The 22,914-nt window shown below is 58.8% G+C and carries 32 protein-coding genes; 15 read left to right on the top strand and 17 right to left on the bottom strand.

The features are described 5' to 3' along the window. Positions 1-239: 239 nt before the first annotated feature. The 16 genes from IEI95_RS15950 to IEI95_RS15880 form a co-directional block, all read right to left on the bottom strand. Positions 240-869 (bottom strand): phage tail protein, encoded by a 630-nt coding sequence (locus tag IEI95_RS15950; RefSeq protein WP_194416730.1) that lies wholly within the window; start codon positions 867-869, stop codon positions 240-242. A 286-nt stretch (positions 870-1,155) separates the two neighbouring features. After that, positions 1,156-1,935, bottom strand: a complete 780-nt coding sequence (locus tag IEI95_RS15945; protein WP_194416729.1) for a hypothetical protein — start codon at positions 1,933-1,935, stop codon at positions 1,156-1,158. Positions 1,936-2,402: 467 nt separating this feature from the next. Continuing rightward, positions 2,403-2,840 (bottom strand): hypothetical protein, encoded by a 438-nt coding sequence (locus tag IEI95_RS15940; protein ID WP_194416728.1) that lies wholly within the window; start codon positions 2,838-2,840, stop codon positions 2,403-2,405. Positions 2,841-2,927: 87 nt separating this feature from the next. Then, positions 2,928-4,748, bottom strand: coding sequence for a DNA primase family protein (locus IEI95_RS15935; protein ID WP_194416727.1), 1,821 nt, complete (start codon positions 4,746-4,748; stop codon positions 2,928-2,930). Beyond that, a complete protein-coding gene (locus tag IEI95_RS15930; protein ID WP_194416726.1) occupies positions 4,741-6,057 on the bottom strand; it encodes a hypothetical protein in 1,317 nt (438 codons plus the stop codon). The genes IEI95_RS15935 and IEI95_RS15930 overlap by 8 nt, the downstream gene beginning before the upstream one ends. After that, positions 6,054-6,506, bottom strand: coding sequence for a hypothetical protein (locus IEI95_RS29810; protein ID WP_420481794.1), 453 nt, complete (start codon positions 6,504-6,506; stop codon positions 6,054-6,056). Before IEI95_RS29810 ends, IEI95_RS15930 begins: the two co-directional genes overlap by 4 nt. Beyond that, a complete protein-coding gene (locus IEI95_RS29805; protein ID WP_420481793.1) occupies positions 6,503-6,673 on the bottom strand; it encodes a hypothetical protein in 171 nt (56 codons plus the stop codon). The genes IEI95_RS29810 and IEI95_RS29805 overlap by 4 nt, the downstream gene beginning before the upstream one ends. 125 nt (positions 6,674-6,798) lie before the next feature. Next, positions 6,799-8,016 (bottom strand): phosphoadenosine phosphosulfate reductase family protein, encoded by a 1,218-nt coding sequence (locus tag IEI95_RS15920; RefSeq protein WP_194416725.1) that lies wholly within the window; start codon positions 8,014-8,016, stop codon positions 6,799-6,801. Further along, on the bottom strand, positions 8,016-8,315 hold the full coding sequence (locus IEI95_RS15915) for a hypothetical protein (RefSeq protein ID WP_070150682.1): 300 nt from the start codon (positions 8,313-8,315) through the stop codon (positions 8,016-8,018). The genes IEI95_RS15920 and IEI95_RS15915 overlap by 1 nt, the downstream gene beginning before the upstream one ends. Next, positions 8,308-8,796, bottom strand: coding sequence for a winged helix-turn-helix domain-containing protein (locus tag IEI95_RS15910; protein WP_194416724.1), 489 nt, complete (start codon positions 8,794-8,796; stop codon positions 8,308-8,310). Before IEI95_RS15910 ends, IEI95_RS15915 begins: the two co-directional genes overlap by 8 nt. Further along, complete coding sequence (locus tag IEI95_RS15905; RefSeq protein WP_194416723.1) at positions 8,793-9,227, bottom strand: hypothetical protein; 435 nt, start codon at positions 9,225-9,227, stop codon at positions 8,793-8,795. The genes IEI95_RS15910 and IEI95_RS15905 overlap by 4 nt, the downstream gene beginning before the upstream one ends. Beyond that, positions 9,224-11,833 (bottom strand): DNA methyltransferase, encoded by a 2,610-nt coding sequence (locus IEI95_RS15900; RefSeq protein WP_194416722.1) that lies wholly within the window; start codon positions 11,831-11,833, stop codon positions 9,224-9,226. The genes IEI95_RS15905 and IEI95_RS15900 overlap by 4 nt, the downstream gene beginning before the upstream one ends. Continuing rightward, positions 11,830-12,657: a helix-turn-helix domain-containing protein gene (locus IEI95_RS15895; protein ID WP_194416721.1), complete on the bottom strand. Its 828-nt coding sequence runs from the start codon at positions 12,655-12,657 to the stop codon at positions 11,830-11,832. The genes IEI95_RS15900 and IEI95_RS15895 overlap by 4 nt, the downstream gene beginning before the upstream one ends. Beyond that, positions 12,657-12,860, bottom strand: coding sequence for a hypothetical protein (locus IEI95_RS15890; protein ID WP_194416720.1), 204 nt, complete (start codon positions 12,858-12,860; stop codon positions 12,657-12,659). The genes IEI95_RS15895 and IEI95_RS15890 overlap by 1 nt, the downstream gene beginning before the upstream one ends. After that, positions 12,857-13,321, bottom strand: coding sequence for a hypothetical protein (locus tag IEI95_RS15885; protein ID WP_156621503.1), 465 nt, complete (start codon positions 13,319-13,321; stop codon positions 12,857-12,859). Before IEI95_RS15885 ends, IEI95_RS15890 begins: the two co-directional genes overlap by 4 nt. Positions 13,322-13,598: 277 nt before the next feature. Continuing rightward, on the bottom strand, positions 13,599-13,856 hold the full coding sequence (locus IEI95_RS15880) for a hypothetical protein (RefSeq protein ID WP_156621505.1): 258 nt from the start codon (positions 13,854-13,856) through the stop codon (positions 13,599-13,601). Between IEI95_RS15880 and IEI95_RS15875 the strand changes: the two genes are divergently transcribed. Further along, positions 13,834-14,655: a LexA family transcriptional regulator gene (locus IEI95_RS15875; protein ID WP_194416719.1), complete on the top strand. Its 822-nt coding sequence runs from the start codon at positions 13,834-13,836 to the stop codon at positions 14,653-14,655. The genes IEI95_RS15880 and IEI95_RS15875 overlap by 23 nt on opposite strands. On the opposite strand, the gene IEI95_RS15870 is transcribed toward IEI95_RS15875, so the two are convergent. Then, positions 14,652-15,335: a hypothetical protein gene (locus tag IEI95_RS15870; RefSeq protein WP_194416718.1), complete on the bottom strand. Its 684-nt coding sequence runs from the start codon at positions 15,333-15,335 to the stop codon at positions 14,652-14,654. The genes IEI95_RS15875 and IEI95_RS15870 overlap by 4 nt on opposite strands. Before the next feature lie 180 nt (positions 15,336-15,515). Between IEI95_RS15870 and IEI95_RS15865 the strand changes: the two genes are divergently transcribed. Genes IEI95_RS15865 through dnaN form a run of 14 tightly spaced genes read left to right on the top strand, consistent with a single transcriptional unit; the run spans position 15,516 to position 22,909 of the window. Then, positions 15,516-15,680, top strand: coding sequence for a hypothetical protein (locus tag IEI95_RS15865; protein WP_194416717.1), 165 nt, complete (start codon positions 15,516-15,518; stop codon positions 15,678-15,680). A 7-nt stretch (positions 15,681-15,687) separates the two neighbouring features. Continuing rightward, positions 15,688-15,921: a hypothetical protein gene (locus IEI95_RS15860; RefSeq protein WP_194416716.1), complete on the top strand. Its 234-nt coding sequence runs from the start codon at positions 15,688-15,690 to the stop codon at positions 15,919-15,921. Then, positions 15,918-16,106, top strand: coding sequence for a hypothetical protein (locus IEI95_RS15855; RefSeq protein ID WP_194416715.1), 189 nt, complete (start codon positions 15,918-15,920; stop codon positions 16,104-16,106). Before IEI95_RS15860 ends, IEI95_RS15855 begins: the two co-directional genes overlap by 4 nt. After that, a complete protein-coding gene (locus IEI95_RS15850; protein WP_194416714.1) occupies positions 16,103-16,414 on the top strand; it encodes a hypothetical protein in 312 nt (103 codons plus the stop codon). The genes IEI95_RS15855 and IEI95_RS15850 overlap by 4 nt, the downstream gene beginning before the upstream one ends. Continuing rightward, positions 16,411-17,109: a hypothetical protein gene (locus IEI95_RS15845; RefSeq protein WP_194416713.1), complete on the top strand. Its 699-nt coding sequence runs from the start codon at positions 16,411-16,413 to the stop codon at positions 17,107-17,109. The genes IEI95_RS15850 and IEI95_RS15845 overlap by 4 nt, the downstream gene beginning before the upstream one ends. Before the next feature lie 18 nt (positions 17,110-17,127). Beyond that, a complete protein-coding gene (locus IEI95_RS15840) occupies positions 17,128-17,373 on the top strand; it encodes a hypothetical protein (protein WP_194416712.1) in 246 nt (81 codons plus the stop codon). Then, positions 17,373-18,458: a phage Gp37/Gp68 family protein gene (locus IEI95_RS15835; RefSeq protein WP_194416711.1), complete on the top strand. Its 1,086-nt coding sequence runs from the start codon at positions 17,373-17,375 to the stop codon at positions 18,456-18,458. The genes IEI95_RS15840 and IEI95_RS15835 overlap by 1 nt, the downstream gene beginning before the upstream one ends. Further along, positions 18,458-18,934, top strand: coding sequence for a single-stranded DNA-binding protein (locus IEI95_RS15830; RefSeq protein WP_194416710.1), 477 nt, complete (start codon positions 18,458-18,460; stop codon positions 18,932-18,934). The genes IEI95_RS15835 and IEI95_RS15830 overlap by 1 nt, the downstream gene beginning before the upstream one ends. Before the next feature lie 30 nt (positions 18,935-18,964). After that, complete coding sequence (locus tag IEI95_RS15825) at positions 18,965-19,309, top strand: YfdP family phage-associated protein (RefSeq protein ID WP_070150669.1); 345 nt, start codon at positions 18,965-18,967, stop codon at positions 19,307-19,309. A gap of 58 nt (positions 19,310-19,367) precedes the next feature. Then, a complete protein-coding gene (locus IEI95_RS15820) occupies positions 19,368-20,312 on the top strand; it encodes a DUF2303 family protein (protein ID WP_194416709.1) in 945 nt (314 codons plus the stop codon). Positions 20,313-20,316: 4 nt separating this feature from the next. Continuing rightward, entirely contained in the window at positions 20,317-20,577 is a 261-nt protein-coding gene (locus IEI95_RS15815; RefSeq protein ID WP_194416708.1) for a hypothetical protein, read from the top strand. A gap of 1 nt (position 20,578) precedes the next feature. Further along, the gene (locus IEI95_RS15810; RefSeq protein WP_234934228.1) at positions 20,579-21,022 is read left to right on the top strand and encodes an ASCH domain-containing protein; all 444 of its coding nucleotides are present in this window, start codon (positions 20,579-20,581) and stop codon (positions 21,020-21,022) included. Continuing rightward, a complete protein-coding gene (locus IEI95_RS15805) occupies positions 21,012-21,812 on the top strand; it encodes a hypothetical protein (RefSeq protein ID WP_194416707.1) in 801 nt (266 codons plus the stop codon). The genes IEI95_RS15810 and IEI95_RS15805 overlap by 11 nt, the downstream gene beginning before the upstream one ends. Continuing rightward, positions 21,809-22,909, top strand: coding sequence for a DNA polymerase III subunit beta (gene dnaN / locus IEI95_RS15800; RefSeq protein ID WP_194416706.1), 1,101 nt, complete (start codon positions 21,809-21,811; stop codon positions 22,907-22,909). The genes IEI95_RS15805 and dnaN overlap by 4 nt, the downstream gene beginning before the upstream one ends. Positions 22,910-22,914: the final 5 nt, after the last annotated feature.

Here is a 22,914-nt window from a genome sequence, read left to right as displayed (position 1 = left end):
TCACCATCACCTTTCAGCCGTCAACCCCGTCAACCGCCCCCGTTAACCCCGTCAACCCCGTTAACCCAACATTCAAACCACTGAGACTGCCAGAAACCCGGGCACAAATCTGTTCGTGGGTCTGTCGGGCTTGGGTACGGTCCCTAGACCAGGGGGGGGTGTGGCAGGGTTGCCACACCCTGCTTTTGGGGTCGAAATCGATGCAAAAATGCAACGTTTTCGCTTTCAAGTTATTGTTTTTATTCGAAGAAACCGGGGATCAGATACCCGATCTCATGCATGACGCGCGTCGGCAGGTTAGTCTCGACGGTCTCGGTGAAGACCTTGGCGCTTGCGCCTGAGACCATCTCGGCTGGAATGACCACACCAGAGTTTTGAAGCTCGATAGGGTTGCGACCTTTTCCCGCCCGGCGGAAGACGTGACCGTGAAGGGAAGGTGCATTCACCCGACCAGGGAAACGCCCGCCCTTCATGAATGTGCCGGCGAACAGGGTGCGCTTGCCGAATGGGGCAGCGGTCACACCAGCCTTGGTTTCCCGGGCCTTGAAGTATTTCAGGGCGATATCGCCGCCCCGAGATGTGATCGTGTAGTTGAACGAGGCATCGGTAAACGAGACGATCTCGCCAGTGTCCCGGCTTATACCCGTTCCCGTCGCCTTTCGAACCTTCAACGCCTTCTTGATGACGCCGTATGGCAGTCCGGTCTGCTTTGCCAGTGTGCGACTGACCTGTGTCAGGGCTTTGTCACCGGTATGATTGACCGCACGCTGCAAGACGATCCGCTTTTGCGGGCCATCCAGCCGCCCCATGGCATTTTCCAGACGCTTTACGCCGGATACATCGCCCCAACGAACGGTCAGATCAGCCATGACATACACTCCGAATTGATCGAGGCGACCGCTGGGCCGCTTATAGATGTCTGGTCGTGTACCTTGCTGCTAACCCAGAACAGCACCAGGCATCATCGCCTCTCACTGAAAGCCGCCATTACAGCGGCGGGGCTCATGGTCGCCTCCATCGGCTGGAAATGCGAAACCCGCCGAGCGTTTCCGCCAGCGGGTTTTTCTTACCTTTTTCAGTGTGTTCAACCTATGTCAAACTTTGGCCGACGTCCATTGACCGCAATTGCGATTATTTCGATGTATTTTCAATGAACTATGCACATTCCTGCATTTTTTCTTCGCTCACCCACGGCTCAAGATCCGGCTCGAAGGGCAGAATTTCATGGGCTAGCAAATCAGTTTGCAGATCAGCGGCGAGGATGGCGAGGGCTGCTTGCCATTGTTGCCATTCCATCCGGTCGAGGATTGCGCCCCGGATGGACGATGCAAGCTGGTATTTGTGGTAGGCACCACGGTGCGGTTTGCGGGCACGGCGGTTATAGCCGTCCGTTTCGATGGTGTAGGACCGGCCAAAGGCATCCTTCGATGTCCTCTGGCAAAACCAGCGTGGCGTGCCATCCTTGTCGGCAATCATGGTTTCGCGTGGTTTCGATGCCTGCCAATCGGGGCCACGGTTGAGAATGGCGCATGTGGTGACCAGCGCGGCCACATGACTGCCAGCCAGCCTATCGCCCTTGATCATCACCTCGGCTCGCACACGCTCAACCTCGGCGGCAACCAGACCATGGTCATCCGACCATTCCGGAAAGAGGTTCCAGCCTTCTGGAATATCCTGGGCGACAGAAGCCAATTGCCGCACAGCGTCCCCTGCCCGCACTGCGTCGGCGTGCGGCAAGCCATCCTCAATGAAATCCGGGATCACACCGTACCCGTTCGGGCTGCGGTCAATCATCGTGCCCAAAGCCGCGTATGAGCCGATCATCCCCCAAGACGATGGAATTGAGGCCAGACCGACATTTGATCCAGACCCGACTTTGCACAGTTCTTTCGTGAAAGCCCAATTCAGAAAGGCTTCAATGCTCATTTTCTTCATGAGAAATACTTTCTGACAGTTTTGACAGTTGACCTGACAGTTTATTGACAGTTATGTTTATATATTACAATAAGTTAGACAGTTTTGACAGTTATTTCACACATACATATAGAGAAAATCCAGCCCCAACCTCCCGACCTCCCCAAACCCTTATACGTATAGGGTCGAAAAACTATCCGAACTGTCAGGATTTGTTGATATCGTTGGTGAATTTCGCCTTAAACTGTCGGTGTGACTGTCAGATGAACTGTCAAAACTGTCAGATTTCAGACAGTTATTTCGACTTTCCCGGTCGGCGAGGGGGTTCCGGGGAAGGGCGTTGAGCCTAAGGGCCGACGCGACAGACGCGCGCTACAACCGTGGTAGTTGAGGTTTTCGAATAAGCCAAGACTTTTGTGTTGCGCCGAACGTAATTCGGCGGAAATTGCGGCGATAGCCTGCGCAGCTTCAGGGGTTGCGGGGTTTGCTCACATAGGCGGATCAACATCAGGCATCGGACGCTTGTATATTTTTCGAAACAGTTGTTTGGCGATGATGGTGGCGTCGGCAAATCCAGTAGAGCCGACCCCCGCGCAATCGATCCGATAGTTGGATGCATCACTCGAATCCAACGTCGCATCGGACGCCATAATGACTATTCGCCATGCGCAAGCGTTGACAACATCGACCTGCACGGCGCTGTCACAACCAGTGCGCTGGCAGTAGGCAACATTCCTCTGGCCTTGATAACTTCGTTTCAGCGCCAGTGGATACCATTTGATGAATTGAGCCTGCTGCACCTCGCACATCTTCATGTCATCCGCCAAGGCGCAACCGGTCAGAAACTCACTGCCGGGCTTATCAGCGGCCGAGGGTGCGCCAACAGTTGCCAATAATACACCCACGACCAAACCAGCGCGCTTCATCCTCATCCCCTCCATTGTTTGCAAAAACTGCAAAGAACCCACTGGCCTGAATTGATGCCATGATGCAACCTTAAGCGTCAATGCCGGTCAGAATGGGCTTCCATAGCTGTCCGGGCCGCTCGGGAACGGTTCGTCGGAATGGCGGGACAGCGGGGCGCTTTGCTGTACATCTGGGACGTTGACGAGAGATATGCCACGATACAGCACGATACCAGAGGTTCGATCCTTGGCGAATTTTTTGCCCATTTCCCGGCCAAAGACGGTGACATTCATCGGCTTGCCGCCCTGGTCGATGGTGAAGTCGCAATAGGCCTGATACAGCACCTTGCCCTCTACAGGCTCGGCGTTCTCATTCTTGACCACGCAGCGCGCCACAAAAGCCGCCGTGCGGTCCATGTCATCGCGATACTGCTGCGTTGCCACCTTGACGGCTTCGGGGATGACAAGACCTTCCCGCAGGTAGATGAACACGCCCTCGATCAGCCAGTTCAAAATACCGGAATGCTCTGGCACGAAAGATTGGACGACCTCTTCAAAGTCGCGGCGATCCTCTATGGCGATCTGGCGCGGCCAATGGATAACCGCCATACGCCGCCAGATACCGTCATCCGTGCCGCTAATCTTAGGATAGCCATTGCCGCTCATCATGGCGATGAACAAGGGCTGGAAGTCCATATAGCCGGAAAACAGGTCACGTGCCGTGACGGTCTCACCGCCGGTCAGTTCCTTCACCAGGTTCTCGCGCAGATCCTCACCCTCGGGCAGTTCCTTGACGCGCAGCAGCCGCTTTCCGTACAGGCGGGCCACATCGGGGCTGGCGCTGCCCGATGATCCGCCCTCGCCGATCAAGCTGCTTGATGGCAGCGTCACCGAGGCTTCGCCGATAATCCGGCACAAAGTCTCCATGTAGACGGATTTTCCGTTGGCGCCGTTGCCATAGTGGAAAAACAGATATTGCACCGATACGCCCAGCAAACTGAGCCCGGAACTGACCTGCACCAGCCGTCTGACCGATTCGTCGGGTAGCTTGCTGTTTAGAAACGCATCCCATTGCGGGCACTTTGCCTTCGGATCATAGCGGACCGGGACAACATGGGTGATCAGATCTTTGCGGCGATGGCCGGGCGTGACGTTCAATTCAGCCTTGGTGCAAACCTGTAGATATTCCGGTGCATCCGGCGTTTCCTCGACGCTCTTGTGACGTGCGTTCTTCTTTCGGGTCATGGTGCGCTCAAACCGCAGCGTGGCGTTTTTGACCGCGACCATCCACTTATCGGCGTTGAAATCGTCCGGCGACTTCATGATATGCGGCGAAAGGCATTCCAGCATCGCATTCAGCCGGGCGACATTCTTGGATGTGACCGCATGGTTCAGCCGCTTCGCCACCCGCTTGCCATGAGATTCGGACGCCGCCTGTGCTGCCGAAACCAGCTTCCGCTCGTCTGCATCGCGCTCGCTTTCTTTCTTTGCCAGGGCATCCTTGGCGGTATCGATCAGAAACTGCTCAAACTCGTTCGGCTTTATGTATTTGATTTCCGCAGCGATCCGACTGCCAAGGCGCTGCGCAATGGCCAGGGCCTTGGGCTTGCCATTTGCAACATCCCAATGGTTGCCAGTCCAGACGGCATAAAGCGGGGTTTTGGCTTTTTCCTGCGCAATCACCGTCATGTCGTCGCCGAAGTGCAGCCGGAGCCGCGTGGCGTTGTCGGTGTCGGAATGGTCCAGCTCGGCGCAGAATTCCACCACGGCCTCATCAGGATCGCTGTCACCGGCCAACGCAGCGGGGGCATCACCTAAGGGGTCTTCAGGGGTTTCGGGGTTTGGCGCATAGCCTTGGCGTTGGGCGGCTGCCATCTGCAAAATCTGATGGACTTCCTGCGGGAGATCCGGCTTCTTTGGATCAGCCATTATCATCACACTCCAAAAAAGCCGGGAATTCTCTTCCTGAGGCAGCCCAATGGCGGACACCATCAGCAAACGCTTCTGAAAAATCCGTCCCTTCGGGCGGATAGACGATCTGGATATCCAGCCCCGGTCGCTTCAGGCGGGCGGCCATGCGGGCGAGGCAGGCGGCGGTTTGCACCGGCTCGCTATCGCCATCGGCCAGCACCAGCAGTTCGGTCACATGGGCGGGAACCTGCATGGCATCGTCCGGCGCCTGGTCCGGCTTTGGCTTTGGACCCTGCACATTGACACGACGCGCCCGGCCGATCTTGTCGACGGTCGTCAGCGTCGGGTGTTTGAAATCCGAGGCCGGGTCGCGTGGACCGGCGAGATTGCCGATGTCGCCGGCGGCGAGGTAGAAGGTGTCTTCGCGCCAGCCTTCCGGCCCGGCCCAGGCTGCGGGATTTTCAATCCCCTCGCCAACTACCCAGCGCTTGGCCTCCGGATTGCCGAACACCGGCAGGATCGAGCCTTTCTTGACGCCGTGCATTTTCTTCGATGACAGCGGCTTGCCCTCCGCATCGAGCAACACCGGGCGGAATTTCGGCTTGTTGGCGAGATTGATCCAGAGCTGCTGGCTGCCGGTGATCCGGAAGTCCAGGTTGACGAAGGGAATGGACAGCGCCGGGCCGACATAGATCGACATGGGCCGCTTCCATTCGTCGACACCATAATAGGTGGCGCGGGGGAGGAAGCGGATATGCTCGAACACGCCATCATGCGGCCAGAAGCCGGTGCGAAACCGCAGGTAACTGCGGATCAGCGCATAGCCTTCCGCCTCACGCTGGCCAGCGGCAAGGCAATCCAGGGCATTGAGCCAGAGGTTGCGCCCGAGGTTGATGGCCTTCTGGCGCTGCTGATCGGCCTTGGCATCGTTTTCGGCCCGCTTCTTGTAGGCCTTGGCGCGGCTATCGGCTGCCCGCTGTTCGCGCGCCAGGCGCTGTTCTTCCGTTTCCTGCTCGCCCTCGGCTGGCACCGTCTCGCCCAATGCATGGCCGCAGGCCATCAGAAATTCCGCCCGGTTGCGCAGATCGAGATCGCGCCAGACAGCCGCCAGACCGATCCCATCGCGCCCGCCACCGCAGGTCCGGCAATTGAAGACATTCTTGGTGCGATTGACGGAAAACCGGTCCGTGCCATCATGGCAGCGCGGGCACGGCCCCTGATATTCGGTGCGGCCTTTGGGCTCTACGATCCCGAGCCGATCCATAGCATCCGACACGGTGACATCGCGGGCCCGGGTGACGAAATCGTCGATGATGGGGCTGGTCATTCGGCAGCCTCCAAATGAAACTGCTCGTGAGCATAGCCACCCCATTGGTCGGCCATCGCCGCTGCCATACCGAGGAAAAAACGACTTCGCTCCTTGCCACGGTCGGGGCCGGGCGACATGCGCCAAACCCGGTTCCATGCTTTCCACTCAGGGCTGCCCTTTGCCGGCTCGTGAAGTCTATCAGTATCCTGCAGCGAAGGGAGATTGCGGAGATACCACCCCGTGCCCTTGTATTCTGGATGGCCAAACCAGAAGGGCTGAACGATTTGAGGACGCGGCAGATCCTTTGGCATACGAGCCTTAGCGAGATCATGCATCTCCGGGTTTTCAATGGCCACCCGGTCAATCGGCGCCCGCCAGCACGAGACGAAAAGGTCCACGCCGTCTTCGAACTCCGCTTTCATGCTTTCCCACGTCCTACCGTTCGGTAACTTCTTCGGCTGGGTCATGTCGCCGGGACCTGAAAGCCATCGGCGGCCGGAGCGGCAAAGCCGAGTGCATGGCGGATGGGCGACGATGAGAAGATCCCATCCATCAGCGAGGTAATTGCGGACATCGCCCCGAATGTGTCGATTATGTCCATTTTCAGCGGGGAGGAGATCACAAGACCACGCATCGTGGCCACGATCCAGAAATGCATCTCGGACTGTACCGGTGAACTCGCATCCAACGAGGACACGTAAGGACCGTGTAACGCTAGTCCTTGGCATAAGCAGTGGGAGGGAACGTTGCATTTCGGCCTCACAAGAACAACGGTTGGACAGATCCGTCCGCGAAGACGGTATCCATGGGCGTGTCAGCTATCGGCTCATCACCATCCCAACCGTTCGGCCACGTCTTCAAAGCAATCAGCTCCCTGATCCTCGCCTCTTCCTCGGCGTTGAGAATGTCGACAAAGGGCCGACCAAGACGCAGAGCTTCGACATTGATCTGGGATTGGATAGACAGAATGCGGTCGAGCGCATTCAAGCGGGCTTCGAAGGTCAGAGGCCCCATGCGCTGCTTGTTTTTGGCGGTGGCAACGTCACCGTTGCTGTCTATGCCGGTCTTTTTCAGCCGGTTGCGAGGCTCACGAAGCTCGCGATAGATCGGCTTCAGGCCCATCAATGGTTCGATGTATGACCAGTATGGAACGCGGATCACGGTCATCAAGCCCAGATCCTTGGTAGCAAGCGGGCAACCAATGCAGCCGGTTCGAGCGTTGATCTCTTGCGCCTCGTCACCTCCATAGGCATCGACGACGGCCACAGTGTCCCAAGCGCCGTAAGCCTCCATACGGGCGTAGATTTTTAGCCAGTCAAAGACGTTGCAGACCCGCCAGTGGAGAATGGGCGCAAGGGTGGCGATCCGGCCTTTGATGCCTTTCGCTTCCGGCACCACTTGCTGGTACCAGCCCTGCCCGCACTCAGCACCATCCTTGCCGCAGGACATGGCAATGCGACCATCTCGTATGGCACTTTCGCCTTGGCGCACGCCGGTAATCATCAGAATGGAGCCGTCAAGCTCATTGATGCGCCGCTCCAAGGCCGCAGTCATCGGCTCGACCTTGATCTGCCGCGTACACCAGCGGAAGGTGTTATTGTTTGGAGGCGGAACGCCGCGGCCCAGCATATAGACGAGAAACCGATGGTCCATGGGCGCATAGACCGTCTCGCAATGAATGCCGCGCGCCCGCAACCTGTCGAGCAAGCTGGCCGCCGCGATTGACAGCGGCGTCAACTCCATTCTCGTATCGGCATAAAGGACACTGATCGTCTTCGGCATGGGTAAAAGCCCAGCATCGACCAGATGGATGACGACGGTTAGCGTTGCGGTACTGTCTTTTCCGCCGGAGAACGCAAAAACCCAGTGGTCATGATCCTTGCCATAGGCTTGCATGGACTGGAGCGTCATCTCGACCGCATCGTCATAAGCGAGCTTGGCAGCGCCACCGAATAGCGTTGGTTGAAATCCGCTCATCAAACCATCTCCCCACGCAATTCGCGCAATTCCTTGAAGCCGATTCGCCGCAACCGGCCGCTGGCCAGCAGGCTTTGCGCCAGGTCTTTCAGCCGCACGTCTTCCCGGCCGAACAGATTGAAATCGATCAGGCAGGCCGTGCCTTCGTGCCAGCCGCGAAGGCCTTCCGGGCAGGTGATGACGCGAAGCGCGCGGCCATCGCCAAGGCGGCCACGCGGCACCTGCCAGGCATCACAGGTCTTTGCCGCCGCATCCCGGTTGGGGGCGATGATCAGGGTGATTTTCCGGTCCTCACGCATCGGCCGCCTCCGGCGCAATGGCCGCGATGGCAAGACGACCGGCGTCGGTGACCGACCAGGTGCTTTGACGCGGGCCTTTGCCAGCGCGAAGGCAGATGATCAGTCCGCGTTCCTTCAGGCTTTCCAATATCCAGCGCACCGAACCTTTGGTCAGGCCCGCCCGACGCTCCATTTCAGCATGAGGCATGCTGATCGGCCCATCTTCGGCACAAAACAGCCGCAGGATTTTCGAGGCGGGCGCAGACAGATCGTCATCATCGCTTCGTTCGCAGCGGTGGCGTTCCCGCTGGTCTGGCATGTTGACCTGATGGCGCGCCGCGCCGATCCGCTGCATACCATCACCTTTCAAGCCCGTGGCAGCGGGCATTTCCGACATTTTTTCAAACATCAGGCGGACGCAAAGCGTCTGATCTGCGGGGGAAAGGCTTGCGAATTTTACCGGGGACAAAGAACAAGGCCCGAAGAGATCCAGTGCGATCATGACCACCTCGATTTTCTGGGAAGGGAAGACGGGGCGGCCTGGTCCGGATGACTGGCCGCCGAGGGAGAGGAAACCGACGCGGAGGGTGCGGGTGACGGCTCCGCCGGTGTGGCGGGCGCATCGACGGCCCACCGCTTGTCATGCCAGGCCTGAAGCGTGGCCACATGGGCGGCATAATCCATATCGAATTTCCGCCGCTGGCGCTCTTCGCGCCAGAGCTGTTCAAACAGACCGCCCGCGCCATACCAGCGATTGATCACCTTGGCGTCGGTCGGGATCGCCGGGATACCCGAGACATCACTGACGATCCGCGCCCATGCAGGCATCAGCTCCAGATCGCAATGAAAGAAATCGATGGCGGCCGCCTGCGGGTTGTTGGTGACGACGTAGAGGCCTGGCGCGGCTGGTGGTTTGCTGCTGGCGCTGCTCACTGTGCCGCCTCCAGCAGGTCGAACAGGTTGGGCATGGCCATGTCGCGGGCCGCCGCCTCGACATATTTGCAGCCGTCGAGAAAATAGGCCGGGTTCAATTCCGTCGCGATGCCCTTGCGGCCGAGCTTGATGGCCCGGTAAGGCACCGTCATCAGCCCGCCAAACGGATCGAAGACCGTTTCACCCGGCTCGGTATATTGGCTGATAGCCCTGTCGACGATGTCGAATTGCAACGGGCAGAGGTGCATTTCCTTGCCCGCCTGCGCCTGCAGCGTATTCATCGACAGCATGCGGGTGATATCGGTCCAGACGTCGTCATGATTGGAATGCGGCGGCAACAGCATGAAGGTCGAGGGCAGCATGCCCCGCTCTTCCAGGTGTTCGGCAATCTTCACGTGATGCTCGAAATCATAGACAGATTCGAGCGAGTAGCGTTTCCAGAGCTTGAAGATCTGGTGATGCTCCAACCCGGCCAGATCCTGAATGGGCAACAGCCGATTGCCGGAACTTGGCATGAAACCATGGGCATCGAGCTGCCAGCGGGCGCGGGAATAGCCGGTCTCATTCGACCACGCACCATCGGCGCCGCTCCATTGGCGCTTGTCCTTCTTCACCGTCCGATCGGCATAGCCGTTTGAGGCATCGGAGGGCGGCTTGCGGAAAATCAGCAGATATTCCGGCATGCCGTTGCCCATCCGGCTGCCATCCTTGCACTGCTCCGACCAGCCGAGCCGGTAGGTCTGGTTGTTTTCCCGCACCACATCCGTCGTGATGGTCTTGCGGGACAGGAAGGCAAAGCCGTGCTGCTTGAAGCGGGCAACGCAATCATCCGAAAAAGGATAGACGGTCTGGAAGCCCAGCCCCGTCATGCCGCCCGGCACGATCCGGTCCTTCACATGAATGGCAGCAATCCGGCCCGGTGACAGCACCCGCAGCAGTTCGGGAATGAGGAAATCCATCTGCTGCCAGAAATGATCGTTATCGTCGGTATGGCCGAAATCGCAGTAGTTCGGCGAATATTCGTATTGGGTCGAAAACGGGATGGAGGTGACGATCAGGTCAACGCTGTCGGCGGCCATCGTCTGGGTTTCCAGCACGCAATCATTGTTGATCAGCCGGTAACCGTCGCCGGACACCTCGATTCGGTCGACGCCAAGCGAGCGTTGCAGTGTGGCGGCCATGGCGGCGCTGGAAAGGCCGTATTCCTTGATGATGTCGGTCATGATTTGCATCTGCTCCTCGTGGCGCTGCCATTTTTCTTGCAGATTGTCGCGCACCGGTCGCTCGGCCTCCGTGTAGATGAGGTCGAGGCGCACCTCGTGGTCCTGCATGAAGCGGTAGATGCGGTGGACGCCCTGGATGAAGTCGTTGAACTTGAAGCCGATGCCGAGGAAGATTTCCCACCAGCAATGGTATTGAAAGTTGGGTCCGGACCCGAGCATCGACGGCTTGCCCGCCAGCTCCGGCAACCGACCATCGGAAAAGGCACAAATCGTCTCTTCGCGCGCATCGAGATCCTGGCTGCCATACACAGTGGCAATGCCGGGGATCGCCGCCTCGATGGCAAGCCGCTCGGCTTCCAGATCGTGCCAGATCAACCGGTGCGCATCGGGGTTTTCCGCCCGCAACTCCATCATCTTGGCAATCCGCACCGGCAGGCTGTCGCGCTTTTCGCGGGCGGCATCCGATAGCGATGCACTGGCATTGCGAAACAGCCGGGACTGGCCGTTCTTTTCCGCACCGGCGCTGGTATGGTCGGCAGGCAGTTCGTGCCAATGCACCACCATGGCAGGCAGGTCATACCCTTCATCGGAAAAGCCGAGATCGGACGGCTTTTGGACAAACAGCGCCCAGCTCGCCACCCACAGCCAGAACTCGCGCTGCTTGTGCGGGTGGATGGTCAGGCTGTCGGCTTTTTCGGAATTGCGCTTGAAGAACCTGGTCTTTGCCTGCCCGACATCCATGATTTCGAGAAAGGCGGAATAGGCCAGAAGCTCAATGAACTGGTTGGGGCTTGGCGTGGCCGTGGCAACAAACTTGAAGCGCACCCCATCGAACAGCCGCATGAATTCGCGAAACGTCTTGGAGCCGCCGAAGCCGCGCAGGCAGGACGCTTCGTCGAGGCTGACAGCCTCAAACAGGTGCGGGTCCAGTTTCCCGTCGCGCACCGTCTCGTAATTGGTCATGTAGAGGCCGGTGGCACTGGCATCATCAATCGACCGGATGAATTCAAACGTTGGGATACGATCAGGCCGACCCGCCTGCCAAGCTCGCAGCTCGGCGCGCTGCGCATCGGTAATGCGCGGGTGATCGCCGGTTGCCAGCATATGCGCATCGCGGCGAAATTCCTGCCGTACGCCAAGCGGCGTGACGATCAGCCCGCGACCGCCGAACCTGGCAGTGATGATGCGCAGGATCTCGATCTGAATGACAGACTTGCCAAGGCCGAACTTGGCGAACACCGCCCGCCGTCCACCACGGCAGGCCCAGACGACCATCGCCTTCTGATGGGGCAGGAGAATGGGATTGATTTCGTCCAGCGAGACATCAAACCCGCCTTGCGGGGCCATCTGGACTTTGTTTTTGAGGAAATCGACGTAGTTCATGCCACGTCACCCCGCACCAGCTGATAGAATGTCGGCTGACCGCCGCGCTTGCCTTGCTGTGCAACCTCAAGAAACCCGCGCCGCGTCAGCGATTGGAGGATTTCGTGCGCACGCCAGCGTTCGGCACTGAGCGTTTCGGCGATCTGGTTGGTTGAGAGTTCCACCGGCCCGGGCGGCTGGCTGGCAAACCACTCCAGAAAGCGGCGTTGCGTGGCCCCGAGCCTCAAGGGCGGGCGTTGCGTCGCTTTGGCAGGCGGTCCAGCCACGACGGCAGGCACCCGCACGAAGGCTTGCGGCGGGTCGCCGTCGAACACCGCGTCGATCAGATCGGCGGTGACGACTGCCTTCAGCAGCGCCAGCGCCACATGCTGCGGCAGGCAATCATGCTGCTCGGCCTTGGCACGTAGGGCGGCAATCACCAATTTGTCGTAAATGATCACGCCGAGCGATCGCTGAAACCCCATATGCTCCTGCAATGCAATGGGAGCAATCTTTTCACGGCCACCCCGTGATACCTCAACCCAATAGCCCTGGAAACGCCGCGAATGGATCGCAATCCCATAAACAGCCAACCGACGCCGCATCCTTGAGATAAAGGTGTGGATGTTTCCAGCTGGATCTTCCGGCTCGTCATTCATGTCGTACACCAGCTCGACCAACATTCCAGACGAAACATTGCGACCCTTGGCATCCCACAGCGCTTCGAAGATCTGCGCTTCACGATGAGCAAGCCGCACGCTCAAGCCCGCGCCGGACACGACGCCAGATCCGGCGTCAAACGTCACCGATGCAGGCAGGTCGAGAACCGCTTCTGCCGCGACCATCACAGCAGCGCCCTCCGCACTTCCTCGACAATTTCGGCGCAGCGGATGCAGTGCTTTTCGATTACCTCGGCCATCGTCAGCGTCGATCCGCACTTCCGGCAGGTGCGCCGGTCCATCGGCGGGCTGGGCGCAAAGGCCGCAACGTTGATTTCGTGGTCATGGCGACGGCGGGCGTCGTGAAGTTTTTGTTCAACCGGGGTCATACGCTTGCCCCCGCTTTGCACATGATTTCACGCACTTTTTTGATGACCCGCTCGCCCTCACGACCGATATCGCGGGCCTCACCCGTGGAAATATGCCCATCGTCCAAAGCCTCGACGACGGCGGTCTTGAGCGCGGCGGCAAAACTGTCCATGGTCAGCAGATCAATAAAACCAAGCCCGCTCGGCGCCGCTTCCGGCTCATCCTTGACCAGGCGATAGCCCTGCAGGCGGGCCAGCTGCTCGGTGATGACGGGTGATCCGGCCTCAAGGTCCGCTTCCAACACGATGTCGAGCGGCATGAATTTTTCCGCGTTATCCTCGGACGTGCTGGCATAGTTGGACAGCGGCGCCTTGCCGACGCGGGTTGTGTGCTGAAAGCATTCCGCCGTGCCCGCCATCTGCACTGCGCGGCGGGTGGCGCCCTTCAAGGCGGCGGCCTGATCTTTGTTAATTGCGCGCACGTTTCCCTCCTCAGAAGTCAAGGATATTTTTTGCCGATTTGTTTTCGTGAACTGCCCCGCGCAGGCGGATAAAACCGCAACAGAAACAGGGACTTAACTTTAGAACTTACTTATTTGCGAGGCCGATATGACCCAGACAAATCCTCCTGCCGAAACCGGGAGCCCCCAACCCCGGCAGGAGAGCCGCACAACGACCGGGAAACCCCAATCCGGCGGCAAGATTGCACCGGGGAATACCCAAACCCGGCGCGGGAGGAACGTTCAGCGGGGCGCGGCGTCATTCGGCAACCTCCGGGACAAGAGCTCGATCTGGACGGGTAACGCCATCTGGCCAAACCAGATCATCGGGCCAACGATCAGAAAACCACCGCATGGCGCGCTCAAATGTTCCGGTCGTCACATCGGCCCGGCCATCCGCAATAGCGTCAAGGGTCGAGCCGCGATTTAGCACCAACGTCGAAATGCGCTGGCGACCAACGCCGCGAGACGCAGCATAGGTATCGGAAATCAGAATGAGCTTTTCGCGCAATGTCATCATGGTCACGAAGGATACGGAACGTTTTCCGCATCGTCAACGGAATTTTTTCCGTCTTACCGAAAAACAAAACGCGGATAGTATTCCGCTCATGACAGAAAGCATTCAGCAGCGAATATCGAAACTCATCCAATCCACCGGGAAAGGCCCGCAGTGGGTGTCGAAGGAGATTGGCCTGGACAAGGAGACGCTGCCGAAGCTCCTCAGAAAGCCCGATCAGGTGCCGAGCATGCGGACAATCGCCGCCTTGGCGAAATTCTTTGATGTCACCGAGCAGTTTATCATGCACGGCAAAGCCGGCGATGAAGTGCAGGCGTTAAAGGAACAGGACGCTGGGCAGCCGGAAGTCTCCAGCGTCCAGGCCACGACATCAATTCCCCAAACTATGGCAATGGATGTTCCAGTCATGGGGACCGCCGCAGGATCTCTCGTCAGGGGCGCGTTCAAGCTTGAACCAGGTGTCGTCGACTATGTCCGCCGTCCGCCAGCTTTGATGGGCGCTCGCGACATCTATGCCCTGTACGTCGAAGGGTCATCGATGGAGCCGCAGTTTTTCCCGGGTGACCTGATTTACCTCAACCCTCACCGCCCAGCCAGAGCGGGCGATGTCGTCGTCGTCCAAAGCAAAACCAGCGACCACATTGATGTCGAGGCATCGCTCGGAATTTTCCTGCGGAAGACAGAGAACCATGTCATCATCGGCAAGCACAATCCTGCGAAATCAGAGGTGAGCCTCCCAAGGGAATTCGTTGTCAGCATCCACCGCGTCTTGAGCGTCAACGAATTGCTTTCGTCTTAATCGCTTGAACTATCAGATATTTCTAGCTCACCCTTAACAATGGCGCCCTGCGCCATTTGATAGGCGCGCGTCTTCCGGCTCTCGCCCTGGTTCCCTTTATAGGCCCCGAACCATCGAAACATGCAGACGGACTTATTCGAAGAACGCTTAAGCGCGGGCTGCCATTCACGATCCGCCATCAGCATTTCGGCCACCGTTGAAACTTTAGGATCGGTAAGCTCAACTTCCGGGATCTGACCACTATGGTAAAACATATCGCGGCAGACCCTCCAGACAAACCAAACCGTCAATCCATGCCAATCTTCGCCATGGAATAGCCGCTGGAAAATACGCTCAAAGACCATCCCCTTTGAAGCATACCTGGTAATTGTCACCCGGAAATAGGCCGCTCTCTCCAGCTCCTCTTCCGTTGCCGGAGACTGCTTGCGCAAAGTCGCGTCGATAAAGTCGATAGCCTCATCCTTAGATAACCCAGCCGGGATGACAGCCCCAAGAACCGTCAAGTAGTCAAGCTGCGCCTCGGTCGCCGGTTCCGGCGGGATCATTTGGGCCACTAGGCTGCCCTCTACAGCCTCGCCCTTAAATCTTTCACGCGCCTCAAAGTCATCAAAAGCCTTAATGGTCCGGTTATTCCGCTTGCCGGTTTTTGCCGAGACAAAGCCGACTCTAAATGTCGCCACAAACACCCTCCCCACAGAAAACGGAATTCTTTCCGCATTTCCCGTTGACACGGAATTCATTCCGCATCATATTCCGCTTCATCCACCGAAACCACACGGTGGCTACCCCGAGGCCCGCCGCCATTGCCCCTACAGATCCACCGGGCGGCGGGCACCCGGGCCTTCAACGGGGAACAGATCATGTCTTTCAAATCACTGCAATTGGTGATGGTGCCTTTTTGCGTCCCTTCGCCCGCCACCCGCTTTGACCTGCGCCGCACCGGCGCTTTCATCGCCCGCCACCAGATCATTTTCATGCTGCCCTGCGCTCTCGCCATCGGCTTCATGATTGCTTGCAGCGTGTGAGGCAGCCATGCTTCATCAACGCAACAATCCTTACATTCTCCAAATCGCCCTCCGCGAAATGCTGCGGGTGGTTCACACGATGAGCCTTTGGCGGTCCTTTGGACCCGGGCGCAAATCTTCGACGCGGATCAATACCGGATACGCTCACCCTCATTCCAGTCAGCGCCAGCGCGATCGCTACGCCCGCCAGATCAAGGCCGGGCAGCTCAATATGACTGGCTGCCGCAAGGTGGCGCCATGACCCCGCAAGAGCAAGACGCCATGTTCCGCGAGAACCACCGCCTGAAAATGGCCATCGTCCTTACGTTCCGCGAAATAAATTCATCGACGATGATCGACACAAACAGCCCGCTGAACGAGCTGTGCGAGCTGCCCTTCATGCTGCGCAATCAATTGCGGATGCTGGTGCTGGAGGATGCGCGATGATGGATATCAGCGGTGCGACAATTCTTGCAGGGACAATCTCGGGCTGGATTTGCTTTGGTTTCGGGTGCGGCAGCTTGGTTTTTTGGCTGTGGAGCGACAACAGCAGGCTGCGCAAAGACAACATCGAATCTCGCGTTCGCCGCATCACGGCAGAGGCGGCATTGTCTTTTGCCGCCAACCTGCCGTTGGATGACCGGGCCGAATTCATCTGGCAATACCATTTCGGCGGCACGCCTGCGGTTGGCTATCCAGCTTGGCCGCAATTTCTCCAGGCGCGCATCAACGTTGAGCTGGACAATCGCTCATGACCCGCCTCGCCCGCGCCCCGGTTTCATCTTTCCGCGCCGATGGGTCGGTGCTGGATATGGTTGCGCCTGATGTCGGCGAGGTCTGCGTCTATAAGATGGCCGCAGGGCTTTCGCGCATCAACCGGTACAATGGCGTGCCGGAAGCGGGCGGGTTTAGCGTTGCCCAGCACAGCGTTATGGGCACCGAGGCGCTGTTGCACGAGCGCGTCGATCCCATTGTGGCCGCGCTGTTTCTGCTTCACGACGGGCATGAATACTTGGTGGGGGATTGGACCCGCCCGGTGCAGGACGCGCTGGCCGCGATCATCACCCAGCAGACGGCAGACCCCGCCTATGCCGTCGCCTTCCGCCGCGCCATGCAGACGCTGAAAACCGGCTGGGACACGGTGATCTACACCGCGCTCGGCCTGCCCGCGCCCGCCGCATGGCGCAACAATCACCGCAAGCTGGTCCACGATATGGACCTGATGATGCTGGGCGCCGAGGCCCGCGCGCTGTTTCTGCGCGGCCAGGAGCTTTACCCCATCGGCAAATATCCGCAGCCGAAGCTGAAAGGCGCGATCACCCCATGGGGTCCGGCCAAGGCCGAAGAGGCCTTCATCAAACTCGCCATCCGCCTGATCGGCCAGGACCGCATAGACGCCTGCCGACTGGCCCACCTCGCCCATATTTCCAAGTCGGCTAAAGGCCGGTGAACTGGAGGAGATTTTACAATGGAAGATCCTGAAATTCGCGCTAATGCCACCCGGCTCGCGGACGATATCGGAGAGTTTATCGAGGATGAGAACCCAGAAGCCGCAGTGATGGCACTGGGCGGCATTCTGGCGGTTTTGATCTTCGGCAACACAAGCAGCATTGAAGAAGCGGCCGAGAAGATTGCGGCTGTCGCGGAGAACATCACCGCCGTTACGCTCCGGCTGCATCGCGACCATGCCGCGAATGAAAAGGCAGGTGAGTGATGGCCGATAACACCAAGATCGAATGGACCGACGCCACATGGAACCCGATCACCGGGTGTTCCATCGTCTCACCCGGCTGCACCAATTGCTACGCCATGAAGCTGGCAGGCACGCGCTTGCAGCACCATCCCAGCCGTGCGGGCCTGACAAAGGACAGCAAGGCCGGACCGGTGTGGACCGGAGAGGTTCGTTTCAACGCACAATGGCTGACCGAGCCGCTGAAATGGAAGCGTCCACGCATGATCTTTGTCTGCGCCCACGGCGATCTGTTTGCCGAAGGTGTGCCGGACGAATGGATTGATCAGGTCTTTGCCGTCATGGCGCTGGCGCCACACCATACCTTTCAGGTGCTGACCAAGCGCCCCGAACGGATGCGGGGCTATCTTTCGGTTGATCCAGAGATATTGCGAGATCGCTGGTATAAATCCGTTCCAGCCGGGAAATGGCCAGTTTCCGTTTCAGAGGCGCATGCCGCGATCCATCCGCACGCCTCGGACGACATGCGGGCGCTCTACAATCGCACACAGCCGGTATTTCCACTTCCGAACGTCTGGCTTGGCGTATCCGTTGAAGATCAGGCGCGCGCCGATCAGCGCATTACCATCCTGCTGGAGACCCCAGCCGCTATCCATTGGATGAGTGCAGAGCCGCTTATTGGACCTGTAGTCGTAAACCCATGGCTCGATTGGGTTGTTGCCGGAGGCGAAAGCGGGCGCAACGCCCGGCCCATGCATCCCGATTGGGTAATATCCCTCCGCGACCAATGCGCAGCGGCGGGCGTGCCATTCCTGTTCAAGCAATGGGGCGAGTGGCACACCGCTGCTTATCGGACAACTGATGAAGAGCCCGTATTTCGTCAGTTCACCACATTCGATCAGTGGGTCAACAAAGCCAGCACATGGATCAACGGCGGCATCTGCCTTGATAGAACTGGTCGGCAGTTGAAGATCGGTGGCGACTTCATGCGCGCTCGCGATGAAGGAACATTCCCCGTCACGATCATGCACCGCCTCGGCAAGAAAGCCGCCGGTCGCATGCTGGATGGCGTCGAGCATAACGGCTTTCCCGTTGGGAGGGCTGCATAATGGCCGGTTCCGTCAACAAAGTCATTCTCATCGGCTACCTCGGCGCCGATCCGGAGATCCGCCGTACCCAGGACGGCAAGCCGATTGCCAATCTGCGGGTTGCCACATCCGAGACCTGGCGCGACCGCACATCCGGTGACCGCAAGGAAAAGACCGAGTGGCACAGCGTGGTGATTTTCACCGAAGGTCTCTGCAAGGTTGCCGAGCAGTACCTGAAAAAGGGCGCTCACGTCTACATCGAAGGCAAGCTGCAAACCCGCAAATGGCAGGACCAGAGCGGCAACGACCGCTACAGCACCGAGATCGTGCTGAACGGTTTCAACGCCACCCTGACCATGCTGGGCAGCAACTCTTCCAACCGCCCGCCCGCCGCCGATAGCCCGGATGATTACGGCCAAAGCCGCGACACCGGCAGCCGCGCTGCGCCTGCTGGGCGCGATTTCCGCGGCGATATGGATGACGACATCCCGTTTTAGCGCCTTCCCAACCCCGAAAGGACCAATCCGATGAAAGTCATAAATGAAGCCAGCGTGTTGCTGGGCGTGCTCGAGCAGGGGGAGTTGAACACCGACCTGTCGCGCACGCTGAAAGAGGTCATCACCATTCTGCACGATCTCTCGCAGGAAAGCCCGAAGACGAAATTCAAGGGCGAAGTCAGCCTGATCATGAAGTTCGAAATGCACAACGACATGGTCAACGTCAGCAACGAGATCAAGACAAAGACGCCGAAGGTGCAGCGCCGGGGCGATGTCTTCTGGGCAACAGATGAAGGTGCGCTTTCCACCGAGCATCCCAGCCAGCGCGACATGTTCGGCGGCCCGCGCGTCATCGAAAGCACACGCCAGAACTGACCCCTTCACCTCTTCGCTTTCAAAGTTTCACAGCCTTTAAACCCCAAGGAGCATGACCATGACAGAAATTGACACCCTCGTCGGCAGCCTGCAACCGCTGACCCTCGATATCAGCGCCATCCGCGAGATGGCCGACGACGCCGGCACCACTCTGGCGCGCGTTGAACTGCCGGAAACCATTCACGGCTTGCCATCCCAGATCCCGGTCTTGATCGACCGCAAGTCCGGCAAGGCGACTTCCGTCAAGCCGCTGCTGGAGGAATACCGTGAAAAGCCCCGCGCCAAACTCGGCACAGCGGAAGTCAAAACGCTGGAAAGCTTCATCAGTCTGGTCAATCGCCACAAGACCAGCGACAGCGTGATTTTCGCCGAAACCGACTGGCAGAAACCCAGCATCACCGCCGTGATCGATTACCATCAGGCGGTAAGCGGCGGCGAAGCCGACAATTGCAAGCACCGGATCAAATATCCATTCCCGTTGTCGGAAGAATGGCAGGCATGGGTCGCTCAAAACGGTCAGCCCATGAACCAGACGGATTTTGCACAGTGGATCGAAGATCATATCCCCGATCTGGCCGCGCCGACGCAGGAGGAAGTTGACGAATACCTGGACGTGTTCAGCCTGAAAACCGCCTATCCGAACGAGTTGGTTACTCTGTCGCGCGGTTTGCAGGTCAATGTTGAAAGCAGCGTCAAGAACAACGTCACCCTGCAAAGCGGTGAAGGCCAGATCACTTTCGAGGAAGTGCATAGGGACGCAACCGGCGCCAAGATTTCCGTGCCTGGCCTGTTCATTCTTTCCATTGCGCCGTTCTTCATGGGCACCAAGGCCCGCATTCCGGTGCGCCTGCGCTACCGCGTCAAGAATGGGGCCGTGGTCTGGAGCTTCCACCTCTACCGGCCGGACACCCACATTACCGACCAGGTGCGTGCCGATCTGGACAGCGCCAAAAAAGAGACGGCCCTGCCTGCCTATGAAGGCAAGCCGGAAGTGACGGTCTAACACCATGACCCCACTCGCCAGCAACCCCGCCGTGACCGATCCGAATGCGACCCTGACGCCAGCCCAGCGGGAAGCCCTGCTGGCCATCCGATTCTATCGCTTCAATGTTCACGCGCGGCGTCACTGGCGAGTGGGAAACATCCCCGTCACCGAAGCCACCATCAAGGCCCTGATCAACCACGGGCTGGTGCTGGAGCGGGGCAACAAAAACCCCTTGACCCTGACCACGGCCGGCGAACTCGCCGCCGACAAGCTGAAAGGCTGAGATGATGGACACCCTCCCAAAATTCGCCCTGTCGATTCGCCAGCCATGGGCGTGGTGCATCGTCAATCTCGGCAAAGATATTGAAAACCGCGACTGGCCGACCAAGTTTCGCGGGCCGGTCTGCATCCATGCCGCCAAAGGCATGACGCGCGCCGAATATGAGGATTGCGTCGCAACCATTCATGAGATCAGCCTTATCCATCCTTTCCCGCAGGGCAATGTTTTCCCGGATATCAACGAAATGCAGCGCGGCGGCATTGTCGCGACAGCCGAGATCGTTGACTGCGTCGATCAGTCTTCTAGCCCGTGGTTTTTTGGAACATTCGGCTTTGTCCTTCGCAAGGTGCAGCCCGTCAAATTCATCCCTGTCAAAGGCGCGCTCGGCTTCTTCGAGTGGCGCAAGAACCTCATGACGCTGGAAAGGCGGGTGCGTGATGGCCGATAAACCAATCCCTTTCAGCGGCCCGATGGTGCGCGCAATGCTGGACGGGCGGAAAACCCAGACCAGACGAGCCGCCAAGGCACAGCCGGTCGCCATTCCTTATCGTCATCCTATTCTGCGGGAGGGGGATGTAGAATGGCCTATCGGCCCTGGCCTCTCAATTGTCAGCAACAAACCTAATCCGCCAGACGCTTGGGCACAAAAGAACATTCGGTATTCCATCGGCGATCGCCTCTGGGTCAAGGAAGCCTTCATCCCCGATCCACCATCGGACGATCCGTCGTGGAATGACAATGTCGCCACCTATGTCGAATGGAGCGGTTGCGGCTCACGCCTCAAGGACATTCCCGCGAAGCTGCGCGATAGCGACTACTGCATTTTCGCTGCCGATGGGCTGATAGAGCCGGGTACGATCCGTTGGGTGTCAGGCATGTTCATGCCACGCTGGGCATCCCGCCTGACACTTATTGTCACCGATGTCCGCATTATGCGGATGCAAGATATCACGGATGCCGATGCCATTGCAGAAGGCGCGACCTACCGGCTGGAATGCCGCGGCGATGCCTTGGAAGACATCGGCTGGTCAATGGATTGGGGGCCGATCGATAGCGGCAAGGTGTTGGATATCGATCATTGCCTATCGACAGCGGGCGGCGCTTTCCTCAACTATTTCCACACCTTGAACAAGTTCCCCAAAAAATACGGCGATGACCCGAGCATGTGGCCGAACCCATGGGTCGCTGCCTACACGTTCCGCGTCATCAAATCCAATATCGACAGGGTCACATCATGATCACCGCCAGCAAATCCGCCCTCGCCGCCGCGTTGAAGATCCGCAAGAGCATTGTCGAGACCCGCAACACCATCCCGATTCTGTCCAATGTCGGCTTTGAGCGCGGACCGTCCGGCCTGCAACTGCGCATGACGGACCTCGACATTGAAGGCACCGTCGATCTCGCGGCCGATCTTGATATGGATTTCCACCCGTTCACGATCGCGGCCAAGCTGCTGGACGATATCGTTGGCAAGCTGCCGGATGGCGTGCAGGTGAAGATCAAGCTGGACGCGGACAAGACGCAAGCCATCGTCTCGTCTGGCCGGTCGAAGTTTCAGCTTCAGGTGCTGCCGCTGGACGATCTGCCGATCATGCCGGATTTTACCGCCGATAACCCCACCCGTTGCACCGCCTCCGGGTCGGGGCTGAAAGCCGCACTCACCTCCGTCGCCTTCGCCATTTCCACGGAAGAGACCCGCTATTATCTGAATGGTGTGTTTATTGAGCCAGGCGCCGATGGGGCCTTGCTGGTGGCGACGGACGGCCACCGCCTGGCCAAGCGCTGGCTTCGCATCGAGGGCGTTGCCCCTGATCGCATTATCCTGCCGCGCAAGCTGGTTACTGCGTTGCTGGCACACCTGCCCGATGGCGACGTGACGCTGGAGGCGACGGATAGCCGAATCTCTATCACCATGCCCGGCCTGCGGATCGTCTCAAAGCTGATCGACGGCACTTTCCCGGATTATACCCGCGTCATTCCGCAGGCGGGCGCGGCGAAGGCTGAGTTTGAGGCCAAGGCCATCAGGCCCGCCGTCGAGCGCGTCATCGTCATTTCCAGCGAGAAAGGCCGGGCCGTCAAGTTCAAGTTTTCGGATGGCCAGTTGCAGCTATCCGTCAACAACCCCGACGCCGGATCGGCCGAGGAAACCATTCCGGTCGAAGGCCCGCTGGAAATCGAAGCCGGTTTCAACGGCAAATATGTCCTCGACGCCCTGACCCACCTCGGCGACGGCCCGCTCACCCTCGCCATGGAAACCGCCGGCAGCCCCGCCATCCTGCGGGCCGATGGCGACCACGAAGAAAACCTCATCGTGCTGATGCCGATGCGGGTGTGATTGGA

This window comes from Agrobacterium vitis (assembly GCF_014926405.1).
Classification (GTDB): Bacteria; Pseudomonadota; Alphaproteobacteria; order Rhizobiales; family Rhizobiaceae; genus Allorhizobium; species Allorhizobium vitis_H.
This window is presented reverse-complemented; position numbering and strand designations above follow the sequence as displayed.